This is a genomic window from Haliea atlantica (genome assembly GCF_054779855.1).
Window position 1 is genome coordinate 148,617 of sequence record NZ_BAAGXL010000027.1, and the last position, 18,512, is coordinate 167,128.

Below are 18,512 nucleotides of genomic sequence, written 5' to 3' on the forward strand. Positions count from 1 at the left end.
TCGGGATTACCAGGTTTGCGTGGCCTTGAACTTCTCGAGGGCCGCCTTGAAGGTGGACTCGATCTCGTCGTTGTAGGCGCCGGTCTCGACGATCTTCTTCATCAGGTCACCGTGCTCAGCGTGCATGTAGCTGATCAGGGCCTTTTCAAAGTCGCGCACCTTGGCCACTTCGATGTCGCGCAGGTGGCCTTCGTTGGCCGCGTACAGCACGATACCCATTTCGGCGATGCTCAGGGGCGCATACTGGCCCTGCTTCATCAGCTCGGTAACCCGCTCACCCTGGTCCAGCTGTGCCTTGGTGGCATCGTCCAGGTCGGAGGCGAACTGGGAGAAGGCCGCCAGTTCACGGTACTGGGCGAGGGCTGTCCGGATACCGCCGGAAAGCTTCTTGATGATCTTGGTCTGTGCCGAACCACCGACACGGGATACCGAAATACCGGCGTTCATCGCCGGGCGGATGCCCGCGTTGAACATGTCGGCCTCGAGGAAGATCTGGCCGTCGGTAATCGAGATCACGTTGGTCGGTACGAAAGCGGACACGTCACCGGCCTGGGTTTCGATAACCGGCAGCGCGGTCAGGGAGCCGGTCTGGCCTTTCACTTCGCCGTTGGTCTGCTGCTCGACGTAGTCGGCGTTGACCCGCGCGGCGCGCTCCAGCAGGCGGGAGTGCAGGTAGAAGACGTCACCGGGGTAAGCTTCACGGCCCGGGGGACGCTTCAGCAGCAGGGAGATCTGGCGGTAGGCCCAGGCCTGCTTGGTCAGGTCATCGTAGATGATCAGGGCGTCTTCACCGCGATCGCGGTAGTACTCGCCCATGGTGCAGCCGGCGAAAGGCGCCAGGTACTGCATGGCCGCCGGATCGGAGGCTGTTGCCGCCACGACAATGGTGTGCTCCATGGCGCCGTGCTCTTCCAGCTTGCGCACGACGGAAGCCACGGAGGAGGCCTTCTGGCCCACCGCGACATAGATACACTTGATGCCGGTACCCTTCTGGTTGATGATCGCGTCCACCGCGATGGCAGTCTTGCCCACCTGGCGGTCACCGATGATCAGCTCGCGCTGGCCGCGGCCGATCGGCACCATGGCGTCGATGGCCTTGAGACCGATCTGTACCGGCTGGTCAACCGACTGACGAGCGATAACGCCCGGTGCCACTTTCTCGATGGCGTCGGTCTGCTTGGCCGCGATCGGGCCCTTGCCGTCGATCGGATTGCCCAGGGCGTCGACAACGCGACCCTGCAGCTCCGGACCCACCGGCACTTCCAGAATACGGCCGGTGCAACGGCAGGACTGACCTTCGGCCACGCCCTTGTAGTCGCCCAGGACCACCGCGCCCACGGAATCGCGCTCGAGGTTCAGGGCCATGCCGAACACGCCGCCTTCGAACTCGATCATCTCGCCGTACATCACATCGGTGAGGCCGTAGATGCGGATGATGCCGTCGGTGACCGAGACCACGGTACCTTCGTTGCGGGCCTCGGAGGACACGTCAAGCTGCTCGATGCGCTGCTTGATCGTGTCGCTGATTTCTGATGGATTCAGTTGCTGCATGCTCTGTTCCTCAATCCTACGAATTCATGGCAGCGGCGAGCTTGTTCAGCCGGCCACGTACGGAGCCGTCGATCACCAGATCGCCAGCACGGATTAACACGCCACCCAGCAGGCTGGCATCGGTGGTGCTGCGCACATTCACGGTCCGCTCCAGCTTGCGGCTCAGGGCCTCGCTCAGCTTGCGGGTTACCTCGTCCTCCAGCTCGAAAGCGGAGACCACTTCCACATCCACGGACTTCTCGTGGTTGGCCTTGAAATTGGCAAACAGGCCGGCGATCTCCGGCAGCAGGGGCAGCCGCTTGTTGTCGGCAACCACCGACAGGAAGTTGCGCAGCGGTGCCGCCATCTGGTCGTCACAGACATCCACCAGCACCGCAACCTGTTGCTCTGCCGTGCGCGACGGGTTGGAGAGCACCTTCTGCAGGGACTCATGAGTGCTGACAGCGGCGATCATGGCCAGCTGCTCCGACCACTGATCCAAGCTGTTGTGATCGCGGGCGTACTCGAAAGCGGCCTTGGCGTAAGGGCGGGCCAGTGTGGTCAGTTCAGCCATGGGATCCTCGCAATTAAAGTTCCGCGGCCAGCTTGTTGACCAGCTCCGCATGGGCGTCGCGGTCAATCGTCGCACCCAGTACCTTCTCGGCACCGGCCAGTGACAGGGTAGCCACCTGGCTGCGCAGGGCTTCCCGGGCACGGTTGGTTTCCTGTTCGATCTCCGCACGGGCCGACGTCTTGACGCGCTCCGCCTCGACCTGGGCCGCGGCTTTCGCCTCTTCGATAATCTGGTTGGCTCGCTTGTTGGCGGACTCGACGATACCTGCCGCCTCGTGCTTGGCATCCTTCAGGCGTTCAAGCGCCTTTTCCTGGGCCAGCTCGAGGTCGTGGCTGGCACGGTCTGCCGCAGCCAGTCCATCGGCGATCTTCTTTTCGCGCTCCGCCATGGCATTCACAATGGGCGGCCACACGAACTTCATGCAGAACCACACGAAGCCAAAGAAGGCGATCACCTGTCCGATAAGCGTAAGGTTGATGTTCACGCCGTACTCCTCACTGATATGGAGGGGCCACCGAGGCGGCAGCCCCACTCGTCATTGCGTTGGGGTGTGCCGATCAGGCCATGCCGGGAGCAACAACGAAGATCAGGTACATGGCCAGACCAACGCCGATGATCGGAATCGCGTCTACCAGGCCGGCACCGAGGAAGAAGGTTACCTGCAGTTTGGGGGCCAGTTCCGGCTGGCGGGCGGAGCCTTCAATCAGCTTTCCACCCAGCATGCCGATACCGATAGCGGCACCAAGACCACCCAGACTGATCATGATCGCGGCGGCAATGAGGACTAATTCCATGAGTTTCTCCTAAAGGTTGTGATTACCAATGTTGAAGTTGGATCAGTGGTCTTCGTGGGCCATGCTGAGATACACGATCGTCAGCACCATGAAGATGAAAGCCTGCAGGGTGATCACCAGAATGTGGAAGATCGCCCAGCCTATCTGCAGCAGGCCTGCGGGCAGCATCCAGGCCACACCGGCACTGAACAGCGCTGCAATCAGGATAAAGATCATTTCGCCCGCGTACATGTTACCGAAGAGACGCAGGGCGAGGGAGAAAGGCTTGGCCAGCAGGCCCACGATCTCCATGAACAGGTTGACCGGGATGAACAGCCAGTGGTTGAAGGGGTTCAGCGCCAGCTCCTTGGCGAAACCGAAGCCCTTGACCTTGATCGAGTAGAACAGAATCAGGATCAGTACCCCGATGGACAGTCCGAAGGTGATGTTCGGGTCGGTAGACGGTACGATCTTGTGGTATTCCACGCCCAGCTGCATCAGCGTCCAGGGAACCAGGTCAACCGGCACCAGGTCCATCAGGTTCATCAGGAAAATCCAGACGAAGATGGTCAGGGACAGCGGCGCGATCAGGGGGTTGCGGCCGTGGAAGGTGTCGCGAACGGTGTTGCCGACAAACTCGACAATCATTTCCAGGAAGTTGCTGAGGCCACTGGGAACGCCGGCATTCGCCTGCCGGGCCAGGCGCAGGAAGAGCCAGCTGAAAATCACACCCAGGCCGACGGACCAGACCATGGAGTCGACGTGAATGGCAGTGAAGCCCATGTCGGAGGCTTCCTGGCCACCGTGGGCCATGACCCAGGCACCGCCCTCGCCCACCACGGAACCGTCGTAACGCTCATAACCTTCGGGCAACTTGCCCCAGGTCAGATTGGTCAGGTGGTGGACAATGTATTCAGAGACTGTCTGGTTTTCGCCTGCCATGGATCGCAACTCTTGCCTGTGCTTCTGTTTCGGTCCGTGCCGACCGGTTGCCGCTTCTCAGCAACAGCCAGCCACCTGAAATCTGTATCGCGAGCATCGCGATGTAACCGCCAAATACGCCGGCTGCATTCACCGGCCGCATCAGCGCGAACACAGCGGCAAAGCCCGCCACGCTCAAAAAAAACTTGCCCACCTCCCCCGACAGGGCCGACTGCAGCACCTGCGGTGTGGCGCGCGCGCCCCGGAAGCGAAACACCCGGACTGCAAACCAGGCCTGGGGCAGTATCGCCACCAGCGCTCCCGCCAGTACTGACTGGGCGGCCACCCATCCCGATCCCTGCCAAGCCAGCCCCGTGGCCAGCGGCAGGACACACAACTGAACAAGGGAAATTCGGTGAACGGGGGGACGGGGTATGCCGTTTACGCTCACGCTAGCCTCACCTTGTGCGCTGGCCTGCGGTCAGCACCTCCTCGATTTGGGCGCGCGCATTATATGGGGCTTTGGAGCCCGGTTCAACCGAATCCGGTCCCGGGCAATGCAATAAACATCCCCGCAAGTTATACGAAATTTGCCGCAATTCGCGGTATCTCGGGGCACTTCTGAAGGGTCTATCGACCATGTTGTGGTTATATTTCAGTCGACTACAAGATACAGTGGTCAGGGCTAGCGGATGTGGCTCAGAATCCCGTCGAGTTCGTCCAGGCTGTTGTAGCTGAGCACCAGTTTGCCCTTGCCGCGGGCACCGTGCTGGATCTGCACACTGGCCCCCAGTTTTTGCGACAGGTCTTCCTGCAGGCGGCGAATGTCCGGGTCCTGTACAGACTGGTTGGCGCTGACCGGCGCTTCCGCGGCCGCGCGCTGCAAGCGACGCACCAGCTCCTCGGTCTGGCGCACCGACAGCCCCTTGCCGACCACGGTGCGCGCCGCCTGTGACTGGCTGCCACCCTCGAGTGCCAGCAGCGCCCGGGCGTGCCCCATTTCCAGGTCGCCCCGCTCCAGCAGCAAACGAACATCCTCCTGCAGGGCCATCAAACGCAGGAGGTTGGCCACTGTGGAGCGCGACTTGCCCACTGCCCGGGCCACTTCCTGCTGGGTGAGACTGAACTCGCGCTGCAGGCGTTGCAGGGCAACCGCCTCTTCAATCGGGTTGAGGTCCTCGCGCTGAATGTTCTCGATCAACGCCATGGCAATGGCGGCTTCGTCGGTAACATCCTTGATCACAGCGGGAACGGTCGGCAACTCGGCCAGTTGCGCTGCGCGCCAGCGGCGCTCCCCGGCAATGATCTCGTAGCGATTGTCGCCAATCCGCCGCACCACGATGGGCTGCATCACGCCCTGGGCGCGAATACTGTCGGCCAGCTCCTGCAGGGATTCCGGGTCCATGTCCCGGCGCGGCTGGTATTTGCCCCGCTGCAGAAACTCGACAGGCAGGTCCTTCAGGGAGGCCTGCTCCTCCTCCCGCAGGGCTTCGACGGTGTCGCCCGACGGAGCCGGTGACGCTTCGGCGCCCGCACCCAGCAGCGCCTCCAGGCCGCGCCCCAATCCTCGTTTCCTTGCCGACATAATCCGTCTCCCTGTTGCCTCAGGTCAGTACCCGGGGCATGGCCTGCCGTTGTTTTTCCTCGCGGCGCAGGATTTCCCCGGCCAGCGCCATGTAGGCCCGCGCCCCGCGGGAGCCGCGGTCGTAATACATCGCCGGAACCCCGTGGCTGGGTGCCTCCGCCAGGCGAACGTTGCGCGGCACAACCGTCCGGTAGACCGCCTCCCCGAAATGCTGGTGCAACTGGGCCGACACCTCGTTGGTCAGGCTGTTGCGGGGATCGTACATGGTGCGAAGGATGCCCTCGATGCGCAAGTCCGGGTTCACCGACGCGGCAATCCGCCGGATGGTATCCACCAGCGCCGACAGGCCCTCAAGGGCAAAATATTCGCACTGCATGGCAATCACCACACCGTGGGCAGCCACCAGACCGTTGAGGGTCAGCAGGTTCAGGGAGGGTGGGCAGTCAATGAGAATGTAATCGTAGTCGTCGCTGACTTCGGCCAGAGCCTCCCGCAGGCGGCGCTCACGCTGGGCGAGGTCCATCAGTTCGACTTCCGCGGCGGTCAGATCGCCGTTGGCGGGAAGGACATCAAAGTCCCCCTCGGGGACCCGTTGCAGCGCTCGACGCACGGGCGTACGTTCCACCAGGACGTGGTAGATACTGGCATCGACGCCATGCTTGTCCACCCCACTGCCCATGGTGGCATTGCCCTGGGGATCCAGATCGACCAGCAGGGTGCGCTTTTTCATGGCCGCAAGTGAGGCCGCCATGTTGATGCAAGAGGTGGTCTTCCCCACCCCCCCTTTCTGGTTCGCTATTGCCAGTATTCGTGCCACTCGGTCCCACCCCGATTGTCCTGCCGCGTCGATTATGCCGCCTCGCGCAAGCCCAGTTCCAGCAGATGCCGCTGCTCGGACAGTCCCGGCACCGCCAGCTCGTGCCGGGCTCGCAGCTCACAGCGCTCCGCCACCGCCTGCCATTCGGCTTCCGGCCACTGGCCCTTCATGGCCAGGAAACAGCCACCCGGCACCAGCAGATGCGCGCAGCCATCGACCATGTCATCCAGCGAGGCGAACGCCCGGGACAATACCACGTCGTAGCCCACGGCGGGGGCATGATCCTCGACCCGGCAGTGAAATATGCGCGTGTTGCCGAGCTTCAGGGCGGTTACGGCCTGGAACAGAAACCGGGTTTTCTTGACGTTGCTGTCGAGCAGGTCGATCGACAGCCCGGGCCGGGCAATGGCCAGGGGGATGCCCGGCAGCCCTGGCCCGGTGCCGACATCGATACAGTGGCCCGGCGGCAGGTGCGGGAGTACCGCCAGGCTGTCCAGCAGGTGCCGGGTCACCATCTCGGCGGGATCGCGCACCGCGGTCAGATTGAAGGCCCGGTTCCAGCGCACCAGCAGGGCCAGGTAGTCGAGCAACTGCTCGTACTGGGCCTCATCCAGGGACAACGCGAGCGAATCCGCTCCGCGTATCAAGCGCTGCCGCAGCGCGGGACGATCAGGCAGAATGTCGGTCAATCGCACTCGCCGCCTGCAGGGCGCCCCGTTTTTTCAGGTAAATCAACAACAGCGACACCGCCGCCGGCGTCACCCCGGGAATCCGGCTGGCCCTGGCCAGGGTGGCCGGCCGGGCCTCCGACAGTTTCTGCCGCACTTCGTGGGACAGGCCATCCACCGCCTGGTAATCGAGATCCGCCGGCAAGGGCGTGTCCTCATGGCGACGCAGGCGCTCGATATCCTCCTGCTGCCGGTCGATATAACCGGCGTACTTGGCCTGAATTTCCACCTGCTCGGCGGCCTGGGTATCCGCCAGGGGCTCCCCCTTGAGCCCGGCGACATCGGCATAACGCAGCTCCGGTCGCTTGAGCAGATCGGCCAGGGAATACTCCCGGGCGAGGGGTGTTTTCAGTTTCGGTGCCAGCGCTTCCGCTGCCGGCGTGCCGGGATGGACAAAGGTCGTGGCCAGGCGCGTATTTTCCCGGGCAATTGCCGCCTGCTTGGCCTCGAAACGGGCCCAGCGCGGGTCATCAATCAGGCCGAGCTCGCGCGCTTTCGCGGTCAGGCGCAGGTCGGCGTTGTCCTCCCGCAGCAGAAGGCGGTACTCCGCACGCGAGGTGAACATGCGGTAGGGCTCGAGGGTACCGAGGGTGATCAGGTCATCCACCAGCACACCGATGTAGGCCTCGTCCCGGCGCGGGCACCAGGGATCGCGCCCCTGCACGGCCAGGGCGGCGTTGAGGCCGGCAAGCAGGCCCTGGGCAGCGGCTTCTTCGTAGCCGGTGGTGCCGTTGATCTGGCCGGCGAAGTAGAGGCCGGGCACGGCGCGGGTTTCCAGGGAGTACTGCAGGTCCCGCGGGTCGAAAAAGTCGTATTCGATGGCATAACCCGGTCGCGTGATGTGCGCGTTCTCGAAGCCGCGGATCGAGCGCACCAGCTGGTACTGGACGTCGAAGGGCAGACTGGTGGAAATGCCATTCGGGTAGAGCTCGCGCGTGTTGAGGCCTTCGGGCTCGATAAACACCTGGTGCGAGGTCTTTTCCGCGAAGCGATGAATCTTGTCCTCGATGCTCGGGCAATAGCGCGGCCCAATGCCCTCGATCACGCCGGAGTACATCGGGGAGCGGTCGAGCCCGCCGCGGATGATCTCGTGGGTGCGCTCATTGGTGTGGGTAATCCAGCAGCAGCGCTGCTGCGGACGTTCGTCGACGCTGCCCACGAAGGACATTGCCGGCGCATCGGCATCGCCCCACTGCTCTTCCAGCTCACTGAAGTCGACACTGTCGGCGTCGATGCGCGGGGGCGTCCCGGTCTTCAGCCGTTCCACCCGGAAGGGCAGTTCGCGCAGACGGCGGGCCAGGGCGATGGCCGGTGCATCCCCCGCGCGCCCGCCGCTGCTGGCCTCCAGGCCGATATGGATCTTGCCGCCGAGGAAGGTCCCGGTGGTCAGCACCACCGCCGGCGCCCGGAAGGTCAGGCCCATCTGGGTGACTGCACCCACGGCGCGGCCATTTTCGATCACCAGGTCGTCCACCGCCTGCTGGAAGATCCACAGGTTGGGCTGCGCCTCGAGAATTTCCCGGATCGCATTGCGGTAGAGCACCCGGTCAGCCTGCGCCCGGGTGGCGCGCACCGCCGGCCCCTTGCGGGCATTGAGCACGCGAAACTGGATGCCGGCGCGGTCAGTGGCCCGGGCCATGGCGCCGCCGAGGGCATCCACTTCCCGCACCAGGTGGCTTTTGCCGATGCCGCCAATCGCCGGATTGCAGGACATCTGCCCGAGGGTGTCGATGCTGTGGGTGAGCAGCAGCGTGCGGCAACCCATGCGGGCTGCGGCCAGGCAGGCCTCGGTGCCGGCATGGCCGCCACCGATCACTATGACATCAAATCGCTCCGGGTAATCCACCGCTCTCGCCTCGTCTGGTTCACCGGCGCTCGGCCGGCGGGCGATTATACGTCCGCCGCCGCGATTGTTCAAAAGTTAGGCGATTATTCAGCGCTGCCGATAGGGAATCCGGCAGTATTCCACACCCCGCCGCGGCTCGACACCGCGTTTGCGCAAGTACAGCGCCAGGGAGTTCATCGACAGATCGGTGTTCGGAGTCGGCCCCAGGAAGACGTGTTCCAGCCGCATGGGGTCGGTTTCGTTCGTGCCCAGCCGGAATGGATACCAGGGAATCAGCATCGAGACGCCCTCGCGAAAGGCAACCGGGCAGTCCTGGCAGTCATCCATGACCGGCGATACCAGCCGCCATTCCTGCTCCTCCTCGAAGGCCGGATGTTTGAGCACCGCGGCGATACGCAGCAGGCGCGATTCCAGACGTTCAAAAATTACCGCCTCGTCGAGGTCGCCGCGACTCTCCAGGGCGCGCTGGGCATCGTCCTCGACGGCGTCGACGATTTCCTCCACCAGGTTCTCCTGGGTGCCGGGGTGATAGATACAACGTGCGATCTGGAAACCCTGCGCATCGGCTTTTTCGCGCAGCCAATCGGGTGCAAATCCCAGGGACACTCCCTTTCCGAGGGCCGAGTAGCCGCGCCATTGGCCCAACAAGTTGCCATTCGCGCGAAAGGATGCGGCAGACAGCATTGGCCCGCCAACGATCCGGTGGCTGAGCCACTCCTGCAGGGCGTTAAGCAATGCGGGGTGGTCGGTACCCGCCTGCAAGCGCTGTGAGATGTGCTGCTGCATCAGTTCCAGAGTGTGTCTCAACTCGGTGGAGTCGTTCATGTAGCGCACATCGCTGGCCCGGAGCACACCGGAATCCACGATGCCCTGCAGGCCCTGGAGGTTGGTGTAGTGGTAGAGGGTGTCCCGGGTCGAGTCCGCGTACAGGCGTTGAATGATGTCGTCGATCATTGGGTTCTGTGAATCAGTGTCTGTTTATGTCTGTTATCTATTATGCCTGTTATGTATGAAAGTACTGATAAGGATTGCTGTACTTATATATGGTCGTACCTTGGCCTGTTGAAAAGCCCCTTTTGCCCTTTTGTATCAATGACTTGTACCAGGTACAGGTGGGCGGCTGGGGGCGGGACCGACGCTGGACATCCTGTGTCCCTCTGTGGATGAAATTGAGCCTTTTTTGCTGAAATGCACGAAGCTGTGCGTAAAGAGGGTTTTTCTCCACAGCCTGTGGGCAATCTTTCCCGAGGAATTTGCTGTTTAGGAATAGAGTTGTGGGTAAGTTGGGGGTAAAGCCTGAAGCCTTTTCGCTGTGGATGGTTTTGGGCCGCGGAATAACGTGTGCAAGGTTATCCACAGGCGAAAGAATAACGTTTTCCCGCAGGCTGGCGGTGAGCGAGTGCGGCGGCGATGACCGGCCGGCAGATAGGGTCGGGGACGGTTTATCGGCCTGCAGATGGTCCGAATTGGGGGCTTATTTGCCGATACAGAAGCTGGAGAAGATCTCCCCCAGCAGGGCGTCGCTACTGACGGCGCCAGTGATGCTTCCGAGGGCGTTATGGCACTGTCGCAGGTCCTCGGCCAGCAGTTCGCCGGCAGCGGCGCCCGCCAATTGCGCCTGGCCCTGGTCGAGCCATTCGGCGGCCTCTTGCAGGGCCACCAGGTGGCGGCGGCGGGCACTGAAGCTGCTGCCACCGGCGTCGCTGTAACCCATTGCGGCCTTCAGATGCTGGCGCAGCAGATCGACCCCTTCCCCGGAGCGGGCGCAGAGGCGGATCACGGGGTCGCCCTCGGCATTGATCTCCTGGGACGGTGTGTGTCCGCTGAGATCGCACTTGTTGTGGATCAGCGTGACTGGGGTGTTCGCCGGCGGACGCTGTTCCCCGGCCGGCCATAGAGCCTCCCGAGGCAGATCGGCGTCTTCACTGCTACTGTCGACAACCAGAAGAATGCGATCCGCCGAGGCCATTTCCTGCCAGGCCCGCCGGATGCCCTCCTGCTCCACGGCGTCGCCGCTTTCGCGCAATCCTGCGGTGTCGACGATATGTAGGGGCATGCCATCGATCTGTATGTGTTCCCGCAGCACGTCCCGGGTAGTGCCGGCAATATCGGTGACGATGGCGCTCTCCTGGCCGGAGAGACAGTTGAGAAGGCTGGATTTGCCGGCATTGGGCTTGCCCACGATCACCAGCTTCATCCCTTCCCGCAACAGGCTGCCCTGGCGCGCTTCCTGCAGTACTGCCGCGAGCTGTCGCTGCAGGGCGCTGACCTGTTCGGCCACCTGCCCCTCGGCGAGGAAGTCGATTTCCTCCTCGGGAAAGTCGATCGCTGCCTCGACGTAAACGCGCAGGCGCATGACCGCCTCGGCAAGCGCCGCCACGCGCCGGGAGAAGGCCCCCTGGAGCGAGCGGGTGGCATTGCGTGCCGCCTGTTCGGTACTGCTGTTGATCAGGTCGGCAATGGCTTCGGCCTGGGCCAGGTCCAGCTTGTCATTGAGGAAGGCGCGTTCGGAGAACTCGCCGGGGCGGGCCTGTCGGGCGCCGCGGGTCAGGCAACTGTGCAGCAACAGGTCCATGACCACCGGGCCACCGTGGCCCTGCAGTTCGACGACATCCTCCCCGGTAAAGGAGTGCGGGCCGGCAAAGTAGAGGGCGATACCGCTGTCGATCACGGTATCCGCGGCGTCGCGGAAATCACAGTAGTGAGCGTGTCGAAGCTGGAGGGGCTGGGCGGCAATGGCCTGCCCGATTTCGCGAGCGGCGGGCCCCGAAAGGCGCACGATGCCGACGCCCCCACGTCCGGGGGCGGTGGCAATAGCGGCGATGGTGTCGGTCTGGAACATGGCGCCAGTATACCTGTGGCGCCGACCCCGTGGTGCGGGGTCAGGCCCTGGCGTTTTCCTTTTCGATCTGCCGGGTGATGTACCACTGCTGGCCCATGGACAGCAGGTTGTTGACCACCCAGTAGAGCACCAGGCCGGCGGGGAACCAGAGGAAGAAGAAGGTGAAGATCACCGGCAGCCACTGCATGATCTTGGCCTGCATGGGGTCCGGCGGCGGCGGGTTGAGCTTCTGCATGAACCACATGCTGGCGCCCATCAGCAGGGGCAGTACGAAGTAGGGGTCCATGACGGAGAGGTCTTCAATCCACAGGAAGAAGGGCGCGTGGCGCAACTCTACACTCTCCATCAGTACCCAGTAGAGGGAGATGAACACCGGCATCTGCACCAGGATGGGCAGGCAGCCGCCCATGGGGTTGATTTTCTCCTTGCGGTACAGCTCCATCATTGCCTGGGACTGTTTTTGCTTGTCATCCGCGTACTGCTCGCGGATGTCCTGCATCTTGGGTGCGACTCGCCGCATGTTGGCCATGGAGCGATAGCTGGTGGCGGAGAGCTTGTAGAAGGCCCCCTTGATCAGCACGGTTAGCAGGATGATGGTGACGCCCCAGTTGCCCACCAGGGCCTGGATCTGGGTCAGCAGCCAGAACAGCGGCTGTGCGATCCACCAGAGCCAGCCGTAGTCGACTGAGAGATCCAGGTACTCGGAGATTTCCTCGAGGCGGTACTGGTCCTTGGGGCCGGCGTAGAAGCGCGCGCTGACCTGCCCGCTTTCCCCGGGTGGTACCGACAAAGTCGGGCTGACGAAACCGGCGATGTTGTCGCCGCTGGAGGTGACCCGGGTGCTGTAGGTGTGGGTCTGGTCCGGGTTGGGAATCCAGGCGCTGAGGAAGTAGTGTTGGATCATGGCGATCCAGCCGCCGGGTAGCGCCTCGCGGAAGGGCTCCTCGCGCATGTCCTCGAAGCTGAACTTGGTGAAGCGTTCGTCGGGCTGGGTGATGGCGGCACCGAGGAAGGGTTTCAGGCCCATGCCGCTGGTGCTGGCGGAGGGGTCCATGCTGCTGTCGCGCTTGATCTGCCCGAAGAGGTTGCCCTGCCAGGCGGTGTCCCCGCGGTTTTCCACCAGGTAACTGACGCGGGTCACGTAGTCCCCGCGCTTGAAGGTGAAGCGTTTGGTGATGCGAACACCATTATTGCCTTCCCAGGCCAGGTCGACGGTCAGGCTCTCGGCGCCGGGCTCCAAGCTGTAGCGCTGCTGGCCGGCCGTGAAACGGGCCCGCTGCTCGCTGTCGATACCATCGGGGCCGATCAACCCGCTCTGGGCCACATAGGTGCGTCGTTCGTTGCGTTCAAGAAGGACCAGGGGCTGGTCGGGGTTGTCGATATCCTCGAGGTGTTCGGGCAGGGCGACTTCGACGATATCGCCACCCCTGAGATCTATGGCTACCTGCAGGACATCGGTGTGTACCTGGACGATGCGACCGGTGGTGGCCCCGGAATTGTTTTCGACCGCTGGCGCGGCGCTGATGTCGTCGCTGGCAACCGGCGCACTCGGCAGGTCTTCGTTGGCGGCGGCGCTCTTGGGGAGTTCGGTGGCCGCGGGAACCGGTGCCTCGCCACCTTGGCTGGTCAGCCGGGTGGCGGGGGGTAGGCTTTCGCTGGTGTGTGCGTCCTTGAAGTTGACCCATTCGGTCAGCAGCATGAAAGACAACAGTGCGGCGGCGCCGATCAACAATGTGCGTTGCAGGTCCATAGATCAGTCTTCAGTCAATCGGTGGCTGTGGGGGCATGGCGGGACGAGGTCAATGCCGCCTTCGTGCCAGGGGTGGCAGCGGGCCAGGCGTCGCAGGGTCAGCCAGGTGCCGCGCAGTGCGCCGTGGGTGATGATGGCCTCGCGCGCATACAGTGAGCAGCTGGGGTAGAAGCGGCAGTGGCTGCCAACGAAGGGGCTCAGTGTGTAGCGGTAGAGGCTGATCAGAAGCAGCAGCGGATACTTCAGCATGGACGCTTGTCCCCGTTGCGCAGCGAGTTCCGCAGGAGACGCGACCACTGCTCCCGGAGCAGTTTGGCCAGGGCGGGGTTGTCCAGCTCATCCAGACCGCGCCTGGCCAGAACAATCACGTCCAGGTTCAGGGGCTGGCTGGGCTGAAAACGGAACACCTCCCGGGCAATGCGCTTGATGCGGTTGCGCTGTACCGCCTTGCGCACATTTTTCTTGGCCACAACCAAGCCCAGGCGATGCCCGGGCTGTTCGTTGGTTCTGGCCAGCAGCAAGATCTGCCTGTGGGAGGCACGGGCGTCCGGCGCCGCGAACACACGACGGTAATGTTCGGCGGTCAGCAGGCGCCGGGTCTTGTCAAATCCGGTACCCGGTGGCAGCCGAAGGTCGGGGCTGTTCACCTGGGTGGCCGGCTATCAGGCGCTCAGGCGCTGACGGCCCTTGGCGCGGCGGCGGGACAGGATCTGACGGCCGCTTTTGGTGGCCATGCGGGCGCGGAAACCGTGGGTACGCTTGCGCTTGAGTACGCTGGGTTGGAATGTTCTCTTCATGACATCTGTCCGTAACGGTATATAAAGAAGAAAGAAGGTAGCCGCCCTTCCGGGAAACCCGGATTGGCCGGCCGCAAAAAGGCTGGCGATTATAGAGAAAGCCCGCCGTCAATTCAATCACTGCAGGTCGGGCCTCGAGCCAGGTCCGCTGCGGGCAGACTCGGGGTGCTGTCGATGGAAGGTGAATTCGCCATCGGGGTGTCTTGGTCAAGCTCAGCAATGGCGCCGCGTTCAGCAATCGGTGCACAGTTTCCCACAATGATATACACATGTTTTGCACAGTTTTTTGCCCAGTAAAAAAACCTGCTCCGGGGTGGTTAAAGAATCGCCAATAATGATCTAACTGATTGAAATAAAAGGGCTACCTGGGAATCAAAAATTCCGATTACAGTGTGGATAACTGTGTTGTAGAGGGGTATGATGGCCGCTCTCTGGTCCCCGATGCACAGGCATTTGTGGTGAATCGCCGGGGAACGTCAAGGGATTGCAAATCAGTACACCGGCACTCGCGTGCCGATGTCATGGGGGAATCATGTCGGCTGATCCAGTTTGGCAGCGCTGTCTGGACCGTTTGCAGGACGAGCTTCCGTCGCAACAGTTCAATACCTGGATCAGACCACTGCAGGCCGAATCCTGCGATCGCGGTTTGACCTTGCACGCGCCGAACCGTTTCATCCGCGATTTCGTCAGCGACAAGTTTGCCGGCCGTATCGGTGAGCTCTTGCGCGAGCTTCAGGGCCACGCGGGCCTGGAGGTCAACCTCGAGGTGGGCAGTGCCCGTGGCCGGGTTCGCACCGAACCGGTTGTGGCGCGCAGTGCTGCCGCCGGTAAGTCGGAATTTCCGCCGGCGGTTTCAGGCATGGCGGTATCCGGCCAGGCGGTCGACCGGCAACCGGTTGAACCACAGCAGCGCACGCTGCGGGCTGTGCCGCCACCGTCGGTAGCGCGTCTGCGCAATGAGGGCGAAGGCGGTCACGACCAGCACAACCTCGTCGATCACTACACTTTCGAGAATTTTGTCGAGGGCAAATCCAACCAGCTGGCACTGGCTGCCGCCAGGCAGGTGTCGGAGAACCCCGGCGATGCCTACAATCCGCTGTTTCTGTACGGTGGAGTGGGCCTGGGCAAGACCCACCTGATGCACGCGGTGGGCAATGCCCTGCGCGAACAGAACCCAAACGCCAAGGTGGTCTACCTGCATTCCGAGCGTTTTGTGGCAGACATGGTCAAGGCGCTGCAGCTCAATGCCATCAACGAGTTCAAACGCTACTACCGCTCCGTGGATGCCCTGCTGATCGACGATATCCAGTTTTTTGCCAAGAAGGATCGCTCCCAGGAAGAGTTTTTCCACACCTTCAATGCCCTGCTGGAAGGCGGGCAGCAGATGATTCTTACCTGTGATCGCTATCCCAAGGAGATCGACGGCCTTGAAGAGCGCCTGAAATCCCGTTTCGGCTGGGGCCTGACGGTAGCCGTAGAGCCGCCCGAGCTGGAGACGCGAGTCGCGATCCTGATGAACAAAGCGAGCCAGGCCAGCGTGCACCTGCCGCCAGAGGCGGCGTTTTTTATCGCCCAGCGTGTTCGCTCCAATGTGCGTGAGCTCGAGGGTGCACTTAAGCGGGTGATAGCGAGTGCTCACTTCACCGGCAAGCAGATCGATATCGAGCTGATCAAGGAAAGCCTGAAGGACCTGCTGGCACTGCAGGACAAGCAGGTCAGCCTGGACAATATTCAGCGCACAGTGGCCGAGTACTACAAGATCAAGGTGGCGGACCTGATGTCCCGCCGGCGCAGCCGCTCGGTGGCCCGGCCGCGGCAGATGGCCATGGCCATGGCCAAGGAGCTGACCAATCACAGCCTGCCGGAGATCGGTGACAGTTTTGGCGGCCGGGACCACACGACAGTCCTGCACGCATGCCGTAAAATAAAGGAACTTCGCGAAACCAACGCGGATATTCGGGAAGATTACAAGAACCTGCTGCGCTCGTTGACCACTTGAGCGAGGGTCTGGCGCCAACGGAAGGATACCGAGGACCATGAAATTTTCCATTTCGCGGGATGCACTGCTGAAACCTCTCAACCTGGTGGCCGGCGTGGTCGAGCGGCGGCAGACCTTGCCGGTGCTGTCCAACGTGATGCTGGTACTGGAAGGAAGCCAGCTGTCATTGACCGGCACCGACCTGGAAGTGGAGTTGGTGGGCCGTGTACCGGTGGATGAGGCCGGTATCGACGGTGAAGTGACGGTGCCGGCACGGAAGCTGGTGGATATCTGCAAGTCCTTGCCCGAGGGAAGCGACATTGCCTTCAGTGTGGAGGAAGGCAAGGCTACCGTGCGCTCGGGACGGAGTCGTTTCACGCTCTCTACGCTGCCGGCGCGGGAGTTCCCCAGTGTCGAAGAAGGCATTGGGACGCAGCAGTTCAGCCTCAAGCAAGGTCAACTGAAGCGTTTGATCGATCGCACCAGTTTTGCCATGGCCCAGCAGGATGTGCGCTATTACCTCAATGGCATGTTGCTGGAGATCCGTCAGGAACAGCTGCGGGTGGTAGCAACCGACGGTCATCGCCTGGCAATGTGCACCTTCCCTGAAGCCCTGTCCGGGCAGCAGGACACCCAGGTGATACTCCCGCGCAAGGGCGTGCTCGAGCTGGCGCGCCTGCTCCTGGCGGAGAACGAGGAGATTGGCATCACCCTGGGCAGCAATCATCTGCGCGCAACCACCGGTGAATTTACCTTTACATCCAAGCTGGTGGACGGCAAATTTCCGGATTACGAGCGGGTTTTGCCGCGTTCCGCGGAGAAAGTGGTCGTAGGCGCCCGTCTCGACCTGCGCCAGGCCTTTACCCGCACGGCCATCCTCTCGAATGAGAAATACCGCGGTGTGCGCCTCAAGCTGTCCGAGGATAGTCTGGATATTGTTGCCAATAACCCCGAACAGGAAACGGCCGAGGAGCAGGTCCCCGTGGAGTATCGCGGCGATGGCCTCGAGATTGGCTTCAATGTCAGTTATCTCCTGGATGTCCTTGGGGTGTTAAGTGGTGAGACCGTGAAGCTTTCCCTGTCGGACCCCAATAGCAGTGCCCTGCTTGAGGAGGCAGAAGACGGTGACTCCCTGTATGTGGTCATGCCGATGCGCCTGTAAGGGCACTGGCGGGTGTGGCGGGTGAATCCCGTCGCACCGCTTCCCGAATCCCTCCGCACACGCCCCTCCCCCTCCGTGTCTCGCCTCTCGCGCCTGGATATCCATCAACTCCGTAACCTGCAGAGTGTCAGGCTTGAAGACCTGGGCCGGGTCAACCTGATTTACGGTCCCAATGGCAGTGGCAAGACCTCGCTTCTTGAGGCCATTCACATCCTCGGCAGTGGGCGCAGTTTTCGGAACACGTCGCCGCGATCTCTGGTACGGCACGGGTCTGATCAGTTGACGGTTTTCGCCCTCCAGCAAGTGGGAGACAGGCATTCAAGTCTTGGCGTACAGCGTACGGTTAGTGGTGATCTCCAGGTCAAGCTCGCTGGCGTGGCGCAACGCAACCTGTCCCAGTTGGCCTTTGCCCTTCCCGTCCAGGTGATCGATGCGAGTACCTTTGATCTCCTGGTGGGCAGTCCCGCGGTGCGCCGTCAGTTCCTGAACTGGGGTGTGTTCCACGTGGAACATGGTTTCCACGAACACTGGATGGGCTTCCAGCGGGCCCTGAAACAGCGCAATACCTTGCTTCGCCGTGGTACCATAAGCGGTTATGAGTTGGCTGTGTGGGACCGCAAGGTTGCCGAGGCGGGCGAAGCGATACATGCATTTCGCCTGGCCTACTTTGAGGCGCTTGCCCCCCGGTTTCGCCAGGTGCTAAACCGGCTCGTGCCGGAGCTGGATCAGGTCGAGGTGCGGTATCGGCGGGGCTGGGACCGCAAAGTGCCTTATGCAGAAGCACTCGCGGTCGCGGGTGAGGGTGACCGCGAGCGGGGTTTTACCCAGACTGGGCCCCACCGGGCGGACGTGCGGATTACGGTCCAGGGTCGAAGCGCGGCGGAGACACTATCCCGTGGTCAGCAGAAGCTTCTGGTGATTGCGCTGAAACTGGCCCAGGGTGGCCTTTTACGGGAAGCGACGGGTCGGCAGTGTCTCTATTTGGTGGATGACCTGCCAGCAGAGCTGGATCGGGGGCACCTCGGCCGGGTCTGTGAGGAGCTAGACGCCCTGGGGGCGCAAGTTTTTCTGACCAGTGTCGATCGCGATGACCTGCAAGTGGTGTGGCCTACACCGGAAGCCCTTAAATTGTTCCACGTGGAACACGGTCAGGTTCGAGCCTCGGCCCCAGACGGGTTGAGGCAACCAATGTTGTGATGAAGAGTGCAA

The 18,512-nt window shown here is 62.4% G+C and carries 19 protein-coding genes; 3 read left to right on the forward strand and 16 right to left on the reverse strand.

Annotation, left to right across the window (positions count from 1 at the left end; all coding sequences use genetic code 11):
• Nucleotides 1–6: 6 nt before the first annotated feature.
• The 16 genes from atpA to rpmH all read right to left on the reverse strand — a co-directional run bounded on the left by atpA (nucleotide 7) and on the right by rpmH (nucleotide 14,163).
• Nucleotides 7–1,551 carry a F0F1 ATP synthase subunit alpha gene (atpA, locus tag ACYVGS_RS17300; RefSeq protein WP_460589944.1) on the reverse strand — a complete coding sequence of 515 codons (1,545 nt, stop codon included), beginning with the start codon at nucleotides 1,549–1,551 and terminating at the stop codon, nucleotides 7–9.
• A gap of 16 nt (nucleotides 1,552–1,567) precedes the next feature.
• Complete coding sequence (locus ACYVGS_RS17305; protein ID WP_460589945.1) at nucleotides 1,568–2,104, reverse strand: FoF1 ATP synthase subunit delta; 537 nt, start codon at nucleotides 2,102–2,104, stop codon at nucleotides 1,568–1,570.
• 13 nt (nucleotides 2,105–2,117) lie between these two features.
• Nucleotides 2,118–2,588 (reverse strand): F0F1 ATP synthase subunit B, encoded by a 471-nt coding sequence (locus ACYVGS_RS17310; RefSeq protein WP_460589946.1) that lies wholly within the window; start codon nucleotides 2,586–2,588, stop codon nucleotides 2,118–2,120.
• 73 nt (nucleotides 2,589–2,661) lie between these two features.
• The gene (atpE, locus tag ACYVGS_RS17315; RefSeq protein WP_027949997.1) at nucleotides 2,662–2,898 is read right to left on the reverse strand and encodes a F0F1 ATP synthase subunit C; all 237 of its coding nucleotides are present in this window, start codon (nucleotides 2,896–2,898) and stop codon (nucleotides 2,662–2,664) included.
• A gap of 42 nt (nucleotides 2,899–2,940) precedes the next feature.
• Complete coding sequence (gene atpB, locus ACYVGS_RS17320; protein WP_460589947.1) at nucleotides 2,941–3,819, reverse strand: FoF1 ATP synthase subunit A; 879 nt, start codon at nucleotides 3,817–3,819, stop codon at nucleotides 2,941–2,943.
• Entirely contained in the window at nucleotides 3,791–4,249 is a 459-nt protein-coding gene (locus ACYVGS_RS17325; RefSeq protein WP_460589948.1) for an ATP synthase subunit I, read from the reverse strand. Before ACYVGS_RS17325 ends, atpB begins: the two co-directional genes overlap by 29 nt.
• Nucleotides 4,250–4,483: 234 nt before the next feature.
• Nucleotides 4,484–5,383, reverse strand: coding sequence for a ParB/RepB/Spo0J family partition protein (locus ACYVGS_RS17330; protein ID WP_460589949.1), 900 nt, complete (start codon nucleotides 5,381–5,383; stop codon nucleotides 4,484–4,486).
• Between the two features lie 19 nt (nucleotides 5,384–5,402).
• Entirely contained in the window at nucleotides 5,403–6,200 is a 798-nt protein-coding gene (locus ACYVGS_RS17335; protein ID WP_460589950.1) for a ParA family protein, read from the reverse strand.
• A gap of 32 nt (nucleotides 6,201–6,232) precedes the next feature.
• Nucleotides 6,233–6,889, reverse strand: a complete 657-nt coding sequence (gene rsmG / locus ACYVGS_RS17340; RefSeq protein ID WP_460589951.1) for a 16S rRNA (guanine(527)-N(7))-methyltransferase RsmG — start codon at nucleotides 6,887–6,889, stop codon at nucleotides 6,233–6,235.
• Entirely contained in the window at nucleotides 6,870–8,774 is a 1,905-nt protein-coding gene (gene mnmG, locus ACYVGS_RS17345) for a tRNA uridine-5-carboxymethylaminomethyl modification enzyme MnmG/GidA (protein WP_460589952.1), read from the reverse strand. The genes rsmG and mnmG overlap by 20 nt, the downstream gene beginning before the upstream one ends.
• Nucleotides 8,775–8,861: 87 nt before the next feature.
• Nucleotides 8,862–9,728: a DUF2971 domain-containing protein gene (locus tag ACYVGS_RS17350; protein WP_460589953.1), complete on the reverse strand. Its 867-nt coding sequence runs from the start codon at nucleotides 9,726–9,728 to the stop codon at nucleotides 8,862–8,864.
• 520 nt (nucleotides 9,729–10,248) lie between these two features.
• A complete protein-coding gene (gene mnmE, locus ACYVGS_RS17355) occupies nucleotides 10,249–11,616 on the reverse strand; it encodes a tRNA modification GTPase (protein ID WP_460589954.1) in 1,368 nt (455 codons plus the stop codon).
• A gap of 40 nt (nucleotides 11,617–11,656) precedes the next feature.
• On the reverse strand, nucleotides 11,657–13,366 hold the full coding sequence (gene yidC, locus ACYVGS_RS17360; protein ID WP_460589955.1) for a membrane protein insertase YidC: 1,710 nt from the start codon (nucleotides 13,364–13,366) through the stop codon (nucleotides 11,657–11,659).
• Nucleotides 13,367–13,369: 3 nt separating this feature from the next.
• Complete coding sequence (gene yidD / locus ACYVGS_RS17365; protein WP_460589956.1) at nucleotides 13,370–13,615, reverse strand: membrane protein insertion efficiency factor YidD; 246 nt, start codon at nucleotides 13,613–13,615, stop codon at nucleotides 13,370–13,372.
• Nucleotides 13,609–14,013, reverse strand: a complete 405-nt coding sequence (rnpA, locus tag ACYVGS_RS17370) for a ribonuclease P protein component (RefSeq protein ID WP_460589957.1) — start codon at nucleotides 14,011–14,013, stop codon at nucleotides 13,609–13,611. Before rnpA ends, yidD begins: the two co-directional genes overlap by 7 nt.
• A 15-nt stretch (nucleotides 14,014–14,028) precedes the next feature.
• On the reverse strand, nucleotides 14,029–14,163 hold the full coding sequence (gene rpmH, locus ACYVGS_RS17375; protein WP_460589958.1) for a 50S ribosomal protein L34: 135 nt from the start codon (nucleotides 14,161–14,163) through the stop codon (nucleotides 14,029–14,031).
• Between the two features lie 532 nt (nucleotides 14,164–14,695).
• Here rpmH and dnaA point away from each other — a divergent pair.
• From dnaA to recF, 3 genes are read left to right on the forward strand one after another with little or no spacing between them, the layout of a single operon-like run.
• Nucleotides 14,696–16,162 carry a chromosomal replication initiator protein DnaA gene (gene dnaA, locus ACYVGS_RS17380; protein WP_460589959.1) on the forward strand — a complete coding sequence of 489 codons (1,467 nt, stop codon included), beginning with the start codon at nucleotides 14,696–14,698 and terminating at the stop codon, nucleotides 16,160–16,162.
• Nucleotides 16,163–16,199: 37 nt separating this feature from the next.
• Nucleotides 16,200–17,303, forward strand: coding sequence for a DNA polymerase III subunit beta (gene dnaN / locus ACYVGS_RS17385; RefSeq protein WP_460589960.1), 1,104 nt, complete (start codon nucleotides 16,200–16,202; stop codon nucleotides 17,301–17,303).
• A gap of 21 nt (nucleotides 17,304–17,324) precedes the next feature.
• Nucleotides 17,325–18,500: a DNA replication/repair protein RecF gene (gene recF / locus ACYVGS_RS17390; protein WP_460589961.1), complete on the forward strand. Its 1,176-nt coding sequence runs from the start codon at nucleotides 17,325–17,327 to the stop codon at nucleotides 18,498–18,500.
• Nucleotides 18,501–18,512: the final 12 nt, after the last annotated feature.